The following is a 14,257-nucleotide window of genomic DNA, read 5'->3' on the forward strand; positions in this document are numbered from 1 at the left end:
AAAAACACGTCAACGCCAGCAAACCCGCCGGCAAAACCCGGCACCCGAAAATGAAACAGCAGCACCGCCACCACGGCGATGGCGCGCAACGCGTTGATGTCGTGTCTGAAATCCTTGTCCACCACAGCTCCTTGGTTTTGTTAAAGGGGACGGAGGGATTTAGCACGCAAAATCCCTCCGTCCCCTTTAACAGCGCCTTTGCCGACCTTGCGTTATACTACCTTTATGAGACTGCTCCTGGCATCCACAATATTGCTCTTCCTCACCGCTTGCGTGAGCACGCGCCCGGCCAACCCCGGCAACGTGTGTGACATGTTTGAGGAGCGGCGCTCCTGGTATCGCGCGGCGGAGCGCACTGAGGAGCGCTGGGACGTGCCGGTGCCGGTGACCATGGCTTTTATCAACCAGGAGTCCGGATTTCAGGCTCGCGCCCGACCCCAGCGTACCCGCTTGCTGGGTTTTATCCCCTGGACCCGGCCATCCACGGCGCGCGGTTATGCCCAGGCGTTAAACACGACCTGGGATGAGTACCGGCGCGAGACGGGCAATATGCTGGCCCGGCGCAGCAATTTTGGTGACGCGGTCGACTTTGTCGGCTGGTACAACCAGCACAGTTACCGCCGCAACAGCATTCAGCGTGACGATGCCCGCAACCTGTACCTGGCCTATCATGAGGGTCATGCGGGTTTTAATCGGGGCACTTACCGCGACAAGGCCTGGCTGATGCCTGTGGCCGAGCGCGTGCAGCAAAACGCCAACCGCTACCAGCTGCAATATGCCAGCTGCCGCGAAGAGCTGGGGCGAAGCTGGATCCGCCGGGTACTGGGGTTCTAATCTGTAAAGGGGACGGAGGGATTTACGGATAAATCCCTCCGTCCCCTTTACGACAGCAGGTCGATCAGACCCTGTTCGTCGATGACCTTGACGCCCAGTTCATTGGCTTTGTCGAGCTTGGAGCCGGCGCCGGGGCCAGCCACCACACAACTGGTTTTTTTGGAGACGCTGCCTGACACTTTGGCGCCCAGCGCCTGCAGTGCCGCCCGGGCTTCGTCGCGGGTCATGGTTTCCAGCGTGCCGGTCAGTACCCAGGTTTGTCCGGCCAGTTCGTCCGAGACGCTCTGTGCCTGATGCTCGGGCCAGGTGACACCGCGCTCGCGCAGCTGGGCGATGACCTTGTCGTTTTCTTCATTGGCAAAGAAATGTGCAATATGTTCGGCCATGATCGGCCCGACATCGGCGACCTGCTCCAGCGCTTCCTGGTCGGCCTGCATCAGTTTTTCCAGGCTGCCGAAATGTGTGGCCAGCGACAGCGCTGTTGCCTCGCCCACTTCCCGGATGCCCAGTCCATACAACAATCGCGGCAAGGTGGTGGACCTGGATTTATCGATTGCGGCCAGCAAATTATCGGCAGATTTTTCCCCCATGCGCTCCAGGCTGAGCAGATCTTCTTTGTTCAGCGTGAACACATCGGCCACGGTTTTGACCATGTCGGCGTCCACCAGTTGCTCCACCAGTTTTTCGCCCAGACCTTCAATGTCCAGTGCCGCGCGTGAGCAGAAGTGCCGCAGAGACTCCTTGCGCTGTGCCGGGCAGATCAGGCCGCCGGTGCAGCGGTACAGCACGTCGCCGTCTTTTTCGACCGGGGAATCGCAGGCCGGACAGGTGCTGAGCATGGTTATTTCTGTAAAGGGGACGGAGGGATTTAGCTCGGTAAATCCCTCCGTCCCCTTTAACGACGTCCCCTTTACCACTGACACGATTTTGGGAATCACATCACCGGCGCGGCGCAGAATGACCCGATCACCGATGCGCAGGCCCAGGCGTTCGATCTCGTCCATATTGTGCAGGGTGGCATTGCTGACGGTAACGCCACCGACAAACACCGGTTCCAGGCGCGCCACCGGCGTGATGGTGCCCGTGCGACCAACCTGAAACTCCACATCGTTGACGGTGGTGGATGCTTCTTCGGCGGGAAATTTGTAAGCCATGGCCCAGCGCGGCGTGCGGGCGTTGCTGCCCAGCTCGTTCTGCAGCCGGATGTTGTCGACCTTGATCACCGCACCGTCGATTTCATAGTCAAGCTGGTCGCGCTTGGCGAGCAACTGGTTGGCGTAAGCCAGACAGGCCTGATAACCAGAGACCACGGCGCGTTCGGGGTTCAGCGGCAGGCCCCACTGCCCCAACAGTTCGAGGATACCACTGTGCGTAAAGGGGACGGAGGGATTTAGCTCGCTAAATCCCTCCGTCCCCTTTACCAGCGCTGAGTAGGTGAAGAAACGCAATGGCCGTTTGGCGGCAATGCGCGGATCCAGCTGACGCAAGGCACCGGAGGCAGCATTGCGGGGATTGACGAAAGTGCGTCCGTCTTCGCTGCGTTCGGCCTCTTCATTCATGGCGGCAAACCCGGAGCGGGTCATGTAAATCTCGCCGCGCACCTCCAACCGGTCCGGCACTTCCAGGCGCTCAGGGCTGTCGCCGGTGCCCAGCCTCAGCGGTATGCTGCCGATGGTTCGCACATTGTGCGTGATATCTTCACCGGTGACACCATCGCCGCGGGTAGCCGCGCGCACCAGCAGGCCCTGCTCATACAGCAGGCTGACCGCCACCCCGTCGATCTTCGGTTCGCAGCTGTAAACGGGAGGCTCAGCGTCTTCGTCCTCAATCTCCAGCCGCTTGAGGATGCGGGTTTCAAAGTCAGCCAGATCGCTGTCATTGAACACCTTGGCCAGTGACATCATTGGCACGTCATGCTTCACCTGGGTAAAACCGGCCAACGGCTTGTCTCCGACTCGTTGCGTGGGGGAGTCAGGTGTCAGCAATTGCGGGAACGCAGTTTCCAGCTCGACCAGCCGATCAAACAGCCTGTCGTAATCCACGTCCGGAATCTCCGGCGCGCTGAACTGGTGATACAGGGAATTATGGTGATTGATCTGGCGACGCAGGCTGTCTATTTCTTGCTTTGCGTGCTCGGGAGAGATGTCGGCCATGGCTGTGGACGCTTACCGTGCGTGGGCGTTTTTTAGTTCCTGCAATTCGAAGTCACGGATGCGCTGGCGATAGTGTTCTACCGTCTGCGCGGTCATGACCGAGCGGTTGTCGTCCTTGAGTTCGGCATCCAGCGCTGCCTGTACCTTGCGTGCGGTTGCCAGCATCTGTTCAAACGCCATCATATTGTTGACCACATTGGGCAGTGTCATGAAGAAACACACACCCAGGGTGGCGAACTCACTGATCCGGTTGAGATCAAAGGTGCCCGGATTGAGCGCATTGGCCACACTGAACATTACCGGGCCGTTTTTGCGGCCACCGATCTTGTCGGTATGACGATGGAAAATCGACATCTCGCCGAACTTCAGGCCGTTGCTCATCAGCACCGGCAGCAGGTCGTCACCGGCCAGTTCTGTGCCCGGACGTGCCAGCACATTGATCACCAGCACTTCGCTGTACTCGGGGGGTTCCTGGGCACGCGGTTCTTCTTCCTGCACTGACAGGTCTTCGTCATTGTCGCCGTCCAGATCCAGCTGACTTTGCCGCAATTGCTCTGCCCGCGCCCGTTCCGCAGCGCCAGGACGCTCTGTTTCACGAACCGACAGGATGCCGTCGTCAAAATCGTCATAGCTGTCATCATCCGCAACCGCTTCGCGTTGCGCCGCCTGGTTTTCTTCCAGCTCGCGCTGGGCTCGCTTTTTCTCGGCCTTGGCGAGTTTCTTGCGAGCTTTTTTATCAGCCTTGTCGGATTTCCCGGCTTTAGCCTGCTCTTCCTGATGCGCTTCTGCCTGCTCTTCCTGCGCCTGCTCACGCACCTTGCTGCTGCCAGCAGTCCGGCCGAAAGCACCGCCCACCCAGGACATGAAACGTTTGGGGGCGGAGTCCTGCTGTTCTTCCAGGGCGGCTATGCGACGTTCACGATCATCGTCGTCAAACAGCACGTCCATGTCATCATCCCGGCTGGCCGTGAAGGAATCATCTTCCTCGGGCTGTGGCTCCGGGTCGGCTATGTATTCATTGTCAAAATCGGGCATATCATCCTCGACCGGTAAGGGGTCGGACTGCGAGTCGTGGTGCGGGTGTTGTGTTGCCTGTTGCTGCTCTTCAGCTTCCATGTCATCCGCGGCATAGTCCAGCAGCGGATCAGCCTGGTACTCTGGCTCTGGCTCAAATTCCGGCTCGGGCTCAGGCGTTGGCTCAAATTCCGGTTTTGGCTCAGGCGTTGGCTCAACCTCGGGTTCCGGCTCATAGTCCGGGTCAATCTCTGGTTCTGGCTCGTAGTCCGGTTCGATCTCCGGCTCTGGCTCATAGTCCGGCTCGATTTCAGGCTCTGGTTCTGGCTCAGGCTCTGACATCGCATCCCAGGTCAGCGCAGGTTCCGAAAACTCTTCGGTATGAACCACGGTCGGGCGCAATGGCTCCACCGGTGTTGCCGATAGCAAAAGCTCGTCGAGCACGTCGTCGAGTTCTGCCTCTTCTTCATCCTCATCTTCGTCGGCGCCGACCTCGACACTGCGCTGCGCTGCGCCGGCGGTATCGTCTTTGACAGTGCGCTGAATCTTTTCCCCGAACACATCGGTATCGTCATCATCATCGGCCCACTCATCGTCAGATGCGTCACCGTCACCGTCATCGTCAGCATAGTCGCTGTCGAACGCTTCGATGTCCTCATGGTCGTCGCGTTCGGCGACAAAACTGAACACCGGCTCCTGAATCTCCGGCGTGTCACTGGTGACATCATCTGCAGGCCTGGTGTCCTCTCCCGGCTCTGACAACATTTCTTCGTCAAAATTGCCGTCGCCGACATTCACCAGCGGTTCTTCATCAAACAGCGGCTCTTCATCGCCGGCGTCCGCCTGCGGTTCGGAAAGTGCTGCCTCGTAATCTGCCGGATCGTCCTGATCCTCATGGCGCGGCTGTTCGGTGACGCCCTGCTCGGCATCCAGGCCTTCATCAATCAGCATGGGTTCGTCGGCCGGGGCAAAATCCAGTTCGGGTGCTGACTGCGCGTCGCGCGCCGCTGCTGACTCAGGCGCAGCTGTGGACTTGACCGCTTCATCGGCCCGGGGCTGGGCTGCCGCCGACATCGCCGCCGTGCGCGTGCCGGTGCGCGACAGATTGGTCTTCAGGCCTTTGGCGCCCCGTCGCAGGGTGGAGGGTTTGCCGGTGGCGGTGGCATTGGCCTTGGCGGCGTGTGCAGAATTCTGCCGCAATACCTCGGCAAAGGACCGCTCGACCTGACGCGCGCCACCGTTGGGCAGCTCGCGCATCTCCAGTTCGTCCAGGTCATATTCGGGGATGTTTTTTTCCAGGGCGATCTTGATCTGCCCGCGACGGGAGCGCAGCGCCACATACAGGCCTCGCAGTACCACGACCACGATAGCCAGAATCAGTATAAGAATCAGCAGTTCCCGTAAACCCATTGTTTACTGTTTCCTGAAAGTTTATTTGTTGATTGTAAGGGCTTGTAAAGGGGACGGAGGGATTTAGCCCGCTAAATCCCTCCGTCCCCTTTACAAGCCCTTACATCGCAGCCAGTTCTGCTGCTTCCTCAATATCTACCGCCACGATCCGCGACACGCCCGGTTCATGCATGGTAACACCCAACAGCTGATTGGCGATTTCCATGGTGAGTTTGTTGTGGGTAATAAACACAAACTGCACGGTGTCGGACATTTCTTTCACCAGTCGACCATAACGCCCTACGTTGGCATCATCAAGCGGCGCGTCAACCTCATCGAGCATACAGAACGGTGAGGGGTTGAGGCGGAAGATGGAGAATACCAGCGCAATCGCGGTCATCGCCTTCTCACCACCTGACAGCAAGTGAATGGTGCTGTTGCGCTTGCCCGGGGGCCGCGCCATGATTGCCACCCCGGTATCCAGCAGGTCGTCGCCGGTCATGTCCAGATAGGCGTGACCGCCACCGAACACTTTGGGGAACAGCTCCTGCAGGCCAGCGTTGATCTTGTCGAAGGTCTCTTTAAAACGCGTGCGGGTTTCCCGGTCGATCTTGCGGATGGCGTTTTCCAGGGTCAGCAGCGCGCGTTCCAGGTCGTCGTTCTGGGCATCCAGATACACCTTGCGCTCGGACTGCTGCTCGTATTCCTCGATTGCCGCCAGGTTGATGGCGCCCAGACGCTGGACGCGGTTGCCGATGGCTTCCAGTTCATCCTCGCAGCTTTGCTGGGTCAGATCATCGGGCAGATTGGCCAGCACCGTATCCAGGTCGTAGCGGGCGTCCTTTAACTGCTCGGACAGCGCTTCACGTTTGACCAGGTCACCTTCGGTCTTCAGGCGATGCTCCATGAGCTGCTCACGCAGGCCGCCGGCTTTGCGTTCGAACCCTGCTCTTTCTTGTTCCAGCGCGCGCAGCTGATGCTCGTTCTCATCGGCGGCGGCCTTGGCGGCATTCATTTTGTCTTCCACTTCCAGGCGGTTCTGCAGCAGCGTTTCCAGCTCGGTGCGTTTGCCTTCCAGCGGCATGTCGGATTCATTGAGCTGCTTTTCGATGGACTCGATGCGCTCTTTGGCCCGCAACACCTGGGTGTTCATGCGGGCCATGGTGTCGCGCATGGAGGTGATCTGCGAGCGTAACAACTGTTCGCGCACGCTCAACTGGTGGCTTTGATCCTTGTCATGGCGGGCCTGCTGACGGATCTGATCGAGGCTCCCGCGCAAAGAGTCGCGCTGCTGCATCAGGGTCTCGCGGCGCTCAATGTCCTGCTCCATGGCATCCAGCGCATTCTGCAGGTTTTCGCGCGAGCGGGCGATGTTCTCCTGCTCGACCTCAAGCTGCTTTTCCAGCTCTTCCAGCTCGTGCTGCAGACGCTGACGACGCTGGGTGGTCTGCTCTTCCTTCATGATCTTGGCGCTGAGCCGGGATTTCAGTTCGCTGTATTCGCGGCTGATCTGGGCGATTTCGCGCTGCACGTTTTCACGCTCGCCTTCCAGGTCACGGAGTGCCTCGCGGCTGGCCTGCTGGTTTTCCAGTAGCTCGTCAGCCTGCTGCTGCAGAATCTCCATCTGCTCGCTCAGGCGGCTCATCTCGCCCTTGCGTGCCAGCAGCCCTTCGCTGGCATCCACCGATTTACGCACCCGGATCCAGTTGCGACCCAGCCACAGACCCTGCGGCGTCACCACTGAATCGGCGCCGCTCAGCGATTTGCGTGCCGCCAGCGCCTGATCCAGCGTGTCGGCGGTGTAAATGCCCTGCAGCAAGGCGCTGATGTCGAAATCAGCGGTGATCTTGCCCGATAATGGGGACGGAGGAGATACTTTGGCCCCCGTCTCCTTTGACGCCGAAAGTATCTCCTCCGTCCCCATTAAAGGCCCCGTTTCCAGCAACGACAACACACCCGACGGCAGTTCAGCCATCGCACCTGCCACCGAATCCAGGTCGTCGACGCACACCGCTTGCAGGGTGTCGCCGAGCACAGCTTCCACCGCCGGTTCCCAGCCAGACGCTACTTTTATACGCTCGCCCAGACGACTGCGCTCGCTCAGGGATTTGTCCTTCAGCCAGCGGTTGAGTTTGTCGTCGGTCTGGCCAAGGGCGGATTTCTGCAGGGCATCCAGCGACGAGAACTGGCCCTTTTGGCGCTGCAGCTCGCTGCGCGCCTGATCAAGCTCGTGACCGAGCTGCTGACCCTGGCCGCGCTCCTGCTCAATCTGCGAGGCGAGCTCGGAGTTCCGTGTCTGTTTACTGTCGAGCTGATCTTCCATGGCAGTGATCTGCACGGATAGTTCGTCGATGGCATCCTGCTCGGGGTTTTCACCCAGTGTCTGGCGCTCTTCACGCAGCCGGCTGCGACGCTCAACGCCGCGCTCGACAATCTTCTCCAGCTGCTGGATGCGGGACTGCTCTACTTCGGCCAATTGCCGGGGCTCTTCCGAGCGCTGACTGAACTCATCCCAGGTCTGCTGCCAGCCCTGCATCTGCTCTTCAGCGTCTTCCAGCTTGATGGCGGATTCTTCCTGCGCATGCTCGGCCAGCTCCAGCTCCGGCTCAAGCACAGCAAGTTCTTCCTCCAGCGCCGCCATTTTCTGCACGTCGACCTGGGCTTCAGTTTGCGACTGCTGGAAGTTGCGCTGGTTCTCATCGAGATCCTGGCGCAACTGTTTCAGGCGCTCAATGTGATGCTCAATGGACTGTTCAATGCGGGCAATGTCGCCGCCCAGACTGTAATACCGGCCCTGCACTTCACTGAGCTCATCGTTGAGATCGGTGTGCTTGAGCAGCAGCTCTTCATGTTTGGCATCCAGACCGCGCTGTTCGGCAACGACCGACTCGATCTGCAGCTCCAGATCCTTGATCACCCCCTGCTTGGACTGCACTTCGGTGTCCAGCGCGCGCCAGCGCAGCGCGTCATATTGCGCCTTAAGATCACGCTCTTGAGCCTTGTATTCTTTGTACTTTTCAGCTGCCTGCGCCTGCCGGTGCAGGTGCGCCAACTGCCGCGTCAATTCATCACGGATGTCGGTCAGACGCTCCATGTTTTCGCGGGTACGCTTGATGCGGTTCTCGGTGTCGCGGCGGCGCTCCTTATACTTGGAGATGCCGGCGGCCTCTTCGATGAAGATGCGCAGCTCTTCCGGTTTGGACTCGATCAGGCGTGACACCATGCCCTGCTCAATAATGGAATAACTGCGCGGGCCCAGGCCGGTGCCGAGAAAAATATCGGTGATGTCACGACGGCGGCACTTGGTGCCGTTCAACATGTACATGTTGGTGCCGTCGCGGGAAACTTTGCGTTTGATGGAAATCTCGGCGAAGCTGGCGTATTCGCCTTTAATGCGGTTGTCGCTGTTATCAAACACCAGCTCAATGCTGGCCTGGCCGACCGGTTTGCGATTACCTGAGCCATTAAAAATGACATCGGTCATGTTCTCGCCGCGCAGGTTCTTGGCCGAGCTTTCGCCCATGACCCAGCGCACCGCGTCGATGATATTGGATTTGCCGCAGCCGTTGGGGCCGACGACCGCTGCCAGATTGCTGGGGAAGTTGACCGTTGTAGGGTCCACAAAGGATTTAAAGCCAGCGAGTTTGATACTTTTTAAACGCATTTAGAGGTCTGCCAACGATCCGTTGTTTGTTGTTCTGATCAAAGACGGAAGTGTAGCTGATTTTTGCCCGCAGCGTACACCCGCTTGAACAGGTAAAGGGCATGTCGCGGGCGCGCGGGAACTTACAGGTAAATCTCCCCGCCCCCTGGTACAGAAATGTGGTAGTCTTTTTTCCGCCAATAAACAGGGAGAATTTCATGCGCAAGGTGTCTGCTCTTTTGCTGAGTGCGTCAGCACTCCTGGCCAGTGGCGTAAACGCTGAGCAGCCTTTTGGCTGGATTGGCAACGGCCACACCAGTGCCTATACGCTGGGCCCGGGGGAGACAGAACTAAGTGGCAACCTGCTGCTGGTTGATGACACCATTGACGTGCTCAATTTCCGCGACGAATTTCTGGCAGGCAACAGCCGGCTTATCGATAACAGTGGCGACCTGGATGGCTGGCGTGGCGAACTGAGACTCGGTATCTGGCGCGGTCTGGAGCTGTTCTACCGGCAACAGGATCAGGACCTGACTCTCAAGGTAAACCAGCCGGCCAGCGTTAACATACTGGATCTCAGCCAGGGGCTCTCCACCCGAAGTACCGACTGGGGCGCCAAATGGGTGTTTTTTGAAAGCACCGCCATTGATCAGACCCGGCCCTGGACCAGCGCAGCGCTTGAGTTAACGCACACGGAGAATATCAGCGACGACTTTGATGGCTACCTTGAAAGCTTTCAATTCAATGCCAGTACCAATATCCGTTTTGAGCCGCCCCAGCGCTTTGCCATGGATCGCCTGCGTGACGAGGGCTGGCGCGCGCGCATCATCATGACCCGACCCATTCTGCCCAATGTCGCCCTGAGTGCCTGGGCCGGTTATGGCAAATCGGAGTCGTCGTCGGGGACCAGCACGGAGATCGATTTGCAATTTCTGCGCGATCAGTTTCTGCAGACCTTTGACCTGGAAGAGAACTATCTGCTGCTGGGCGCCAGTCTGAGCTGGCAATTGCTGCCGCGCCTGCCATTGCAGGCAGGTTATGAATACATACGCATCAACGCCCGGCGGCAGGATATAAACAGCAGCGACAGTAGCCTGATCCCCTCTTTTTTGCGTGGCAATGATCTGGGCAACTCTGCCACCACCAACCACACGGTGTACGCCAATATCAACTGGTGGGTAACCCCGCGAATCCATATCGGCCTGGGCGGCAAACTGTTTGCTAACCAATTTGTGGGTGTCATTCCACACTACAACAATCCACTGAGCGGCAGTTTTTCGGACATACCATATGGTTATGCCGAGCTGAAACTGGGCATACGCCTGTCTGTGGCGGACTTCGCGCGACGCTGATTAGCCAAATAGCTAATAGACCTGCACGGTGAAAATGCTAATATTTGGGCTCGAGTGGCTTTTATGTCACAAAAATCAGGCATTCGCGCGATAAAATTGACTTTACAACTATAAATTCTTGTGGTTTTAGTGCTAACCTACTGCCAAATACCTGCGCCGACAGGCCCAACACTATGCTTCATGGGCGAAACTCGCGACATTTTCTGCTTTATTTAAACCATCGCTGCTTCGAGAGGGATACGCAATGAAAAACAAGAGCCGTTACAAAACGCGCGTCGGCCAGCTGGTCGTCGCAGGTGTCATCTCCGGATTTGGTGTTTACGCCAACGCCAATGACTTCACCATCGAGTCATCAAGTGGCACTCAGGGGCAATTCACGCTCAGTAACGGCTCTGGCTTTTCCGCCACACCGGCAGTGGATAACACAGGCACGGTAGCAGCGATCAACAACGTGCCCCTGACTGCCAGTTTTGGTATTCCCAACTTCGCCTTTACGCTGGGCAATGCCGCGACGCCAACAGACACAACATATTCGTTCAGAGTGGGTGTCTCTATAACCGAGTTGAACACCAACCGCCGCCTGGAAGCCTATATTGGCACACTGAACCTGAACGTTAATAACACAACTGTAACGGGCTCTATTCCGGGATCGCAAGACATGACGGTTTTGGCGCGGGCAGGCTCACTGAACGCGACTACCACCTTAACCAACAATGCCAATAATGGCCCAATCACCATCAGCGGTGGCGGTGTCAGCTTCAGCGGCAGCAACCTGGTCAATCGCCTATCGCCAGATTCCCTCTTTGAAAACATTCTGGGTGAGTTCAACACCGGAGGCAACACATACGATTACAATATCGTCATTCAGCAATCCGGCAGTACAAATGGCGCGGCTCCCGCCGCCGAATTCGGCATCAACAATGGCGGATTTACCTCGTTCACCCCTGCAGCTCTGGGTGGTAGCGAATTCGACCTGAACAGCGATCAGATTCAGAACTTTTTTGGTGGCAATAACGTCTACAAAGTCAGCGGTCGTTTCACCACAGCGGCTACCTCCTCAGGTGGCGGCGGCGGCGGTGGCGGCACACCCGCCACTCAGGTGCCCGCCGAAACGGTTACCGGCACGGAGACTGCGGCCAACAACCTGAACAACGCCATCACCAGTGGCACACCCGCAGAGGCACAAACGGCGCTGGGCAATGTCGCCACTTCACTGGAAACCGTGGCCAATTCGGTCACCGGTGGCGCCACGCTTTCAGAGGAACAAACAGCACAGGTACAGACCAACGTACAAGCGGTGTTCAACAACATTACTACCCTGCTGAACAACGTGGGTAACGATGAAGCTGCGTTGACAACAGCGGTCACTACTTTGAACAACACGTTGGCGGCCATGCAGCGAGCCAACGTACCGGCAACAGCCGCCATCGTGAACAGCGTCGTGGCAGCGGGTCAGGCATCCGCGCGAATTGAGGCACGCCGTAAGGCAGGTCTGGGAGCTGACGCCACGCCAGCGCAGGTCGCCGCTGCACTGAGCACTGACCCTGACGCACTGGAAGCCTCCATCCGGCAATCCATTCGTATTCCGCCGACCACAGTCCGGACGCAGTCTCAACAGCAGACAACAGTCAATACGGCACTTTCTCTCCGCCCCCAAGGAGGAGGAGCTTCCAGTCAAAAAGTAACAATTGCAGTACCAAAATCGGAATTAGTTACCGTGAGCACAAGCGACTGTGCAACCCCGCAACCGGTTTTTAACGCCATCTTTGGCTTTGCCATAGGACCAGGTAGCGCATGTTTACTCCGCCAATCAGCCGAACTGTCTTTCTCTGACCACCGCATGGGGGGCACGCTGGCGCTGGCGACAGAAGGCACCGCTACGGTCACCACTGATGATGTGACCGGAATCCTGACTATTCAACTTCCCGGCGAAGCCTACGCCGGTTACATCACTGCCGCCCGAGCGGCGCCGGCTGAAGTACCCACCGGCATCCGGATTCTGCGCAATGGCACCGCCATCATGATAAACAATGGCTATTCAATGGAACTGGCCCCGGTACCGGTTGATACCCTTGGTTTCGCGCTGGCAGTCAGTCAGGCGGGCTACAGCGACATGAACTTCAGCGCAGATGACGGTGCCTACCGCATCGACTTTGGCGGCGGTCAACGCTTTGCCGGGGTGTTTGCCTACGACAACCTGAATGGCAAGACGCTGGATTTCAACTGTGGTGGCACATCAATTGTTGAGCCAACCATCGCCCCCACCGACGCTGATTATGGCTTTGCCATCGACTGCGCTAACGGCGTGCGCCAGCGTCTGTTGCCCTACATGGACAACACCAACTTCTTTGCCAGCCTGCAGGCGGCGCAGATCCCCTACCAGGTGGATCGCAGCACCGGCATTATTACTTCGGAAGGCAACGGCCGCTTCAAGCCCAGCTTCTTTATCAGCCCGCTGACCGCTGCTGAAACGGCTTTCCATGCAGCCAACAAGGATGCCAATGGCGTGGCCTTCCAGGCGATGGATGTCAACGGTGATGGCCGCATTGACTTCAAGGTAATAGCACCTAACGGGACACAGGTCCTCTACGGCGTCAATTAAGCAGGCTTAAAAGGGACGGAGAGATTTGCCGAGCAAATCCCTCCGTCCCTTTTAAATCGGCAACCGCGCCATATAACAACAATCACGCTCGAAACGCATGGATTCTGCGATCATGAGCCCAACTGTCTTACTTTTTACATTCTCGTTAACAGCTATGATGTTGCTGGCGTTGCGACCGGTCGCAACGTTAGTCGGTCTGGTAGACCTGCCGGGCGGACGCAAGACCCATAGCCTGCCAACACCTATGATCGGCGGCCTTGGCATTTACCTGGGCACTCTTGCCATTTGTATGCTGTCACCCGTGGTCATGGCAGACTACCAATTTCTGCTGGCGATAGCCGGCTTCGTACTGCTGGTTGGTATCCTTGACGACCTGTTTGAAATACGGGCTTCGCTGCGTATCGCCTGCCATGCGGCTGCGGCGCTGGCCATGGCCACGCTGGCGGGGGTCAAGCTGGATTCGCTTGGCAGCCTGTTGTATCTGGGACCAGTGGAGCTGGGGCTGTTAGCAGTGCCGGTAACGATGTTTGCAACGGTTGGCGTGATCAATGCTGTCAACATGAGCGACGGCCTGGACGGTCTGTCCGGCGGCCTCGTGGTTATTGCCCTGGTCTTCCTGTCGATCGCAGCACTGGTGGCTGGTCATAGCGCTATGCTCAGTTTCAATCAGATTCTTATCGTTGCTGTCCTCGCCTTTCTCGCGTTCAACTTCCGTATGTTGTGGAAAAAAAATGCACTGATTTATCTGGGCGATGCCGGCAGTACCCTGCTGGGCTTCATTCTTGCCTGGCTGGTGATAGCGGCTACACAAGGCACCGATGCATTCATTGCCCCAGTATATGCACTCTGGTTTCTGGCGGTGCCTTTGATGGACACCGTCAGCCTGATGATCAAGCGTCCGCTGCGGGGCCTGTCGCCGTTCACGCCAGGGCGTGATCATTTGCATCACCGACTGCTGAACGCTGGTTTCACACCTCGGCAGACCGTCTTGGGCATGCATGCGGCAGCCGTGCTGTTTGGCAGCATCGGCCTGAGCGGACACATCGCCGGCGTCCGGGAAGGCACCATGTTCCTGTTATTCATGAGCCTGTTTGCCATCTATCTGGTAGCGACCCGGCACCCGGTTGCTCTGGCGAACACCCACCATACTCAGCCGCGACGTTAGAGTAACTAGCCAACCAGCTAATAGTCCGAAGCAAACAAAGATGCTAGTCTAGCGTCAATCCAGTTATTTTCGTCACAAAAACCAAGCATTTGCATGGTAGTATTG

Annotated in this window: 7 protein-coding genes; 4 read left to right on the forward strand and 3 right to left on the reverse strand. The window is 57.8% G+C overall.

Annotation, left to right across the window (positions count from 1 at the left end):
- The first annotated feature begins 225 nt into the window (after positions 1–225).
- Entirely contained in the window at positions 226–834 is a 609-nt protein-coding gene (locus ENH71_RS07780) for a transglycosylase SLT domain-containing protein (RefSeq protein ID WP_294132146.1), read from the forward strand.
- Between the two features lie 47 nt (positions 835–881).
- Here ENH71_RS07780 and ligA read toward each other — a convergent pair whose 3' ends face one another.
- From ligA to smc, 3 genes are all read right to left on the reverse strand, one after another.
- Positions 882–2,987, reverse strand: a complete 2,106-nt coding sequence (ligA, locus tag ENH71_RS07785) for an NAD-dependent DNA ligase LigA (RefSeq protein WP_294132149.1) — start codon at positions 2,985–2,987, stop codon at positions 882–884.
- Between the two features lie 12 nt (positions 2,988–2,999).
- Positions 3,000–5,411: a cell division protein ZipA gene (zipA, locus tag ENH71_RS07790; protein WP_294132151.1), complete on the reverse strand. Its 2,412-nt coding sequence runs from the start codon at positions 5,409–5,411 to the stop codon at positions 3,000–3,002.
- 100 nt (positions 5,412–5,511) lie between these two features.
- Positions 5,512–9,054, reverse strand: coding sequence for a chromosome segregation protein SMC (smc, locus tag ENH71_RS07795; RefSeq protein WP_294132153.1), 3,543 nt, complete (start codon positions 9,052–9,054; stop codon positions 5,512–5,514).
- Between the two features lie 197 nt (positions 9,055–9,251).
- On the opposite strand from smc, the gene ENH71_RS07800 reads away from it, so the two are divergent.
- The 3 genes from ENH71_RS07800 (at position 9,252) to ENH71_RS07810 (ending at position 14,152) form a co-directional block, all read left to right on the forward strand.
- The gene (locus ENH71_RS07800) at positions 9,252–10,385 is read left to right on the forward strand and encodes a hypothetical protein (protein ID WP_294132156.1); all 1,134 of its coding nucleotides are present in this window, start codon (positions 9,252–9,254) and stop codon (positions 10,383–10,385) included.
- Positions 10,386–10,629: 244 nt separating this feature from the next.
- Positions 10,630–12,987, forward strand: a complete 2,358-nt coding sequence (locus tag ENH71_RS07805) for a hypothetical protein (RefSeq protein ID WP_294132159.1) — start codon at positions 10,630–10,632, stop codon at positions 12,985–12,987.
- A 112-nt stretch (positions 12,988–13,099) separates the two neighbouring features.
- Positions 13,100–14,152: an undecaprenyl/decaprenyl-phosphate alpha-N-acetylglucosaminyl 1-phosphate transferase gene (locus tag ENH71_RS07810; RefSeq protein ID WP_294132164.1), complete on the forward strand. Its 1,053-nt coding sequence runs from the start codon at positions 13,100–13,102 to the stop codon at positions 14,150–14,152.
- The last annotated feature ends 105 nt before the right edge of the window (positions 14,153–14,257 follow it).

It is taken from the genome of Pseudohongiella sp., from assembly GCF_011050365.1.
Taxonomy (GTDB): domain Bacteria; phylum Pseudomonadota; class Gammaproteobacteria; order Pseudomonadales; family Pseudohongiellaceae; genus Pseudohongiella.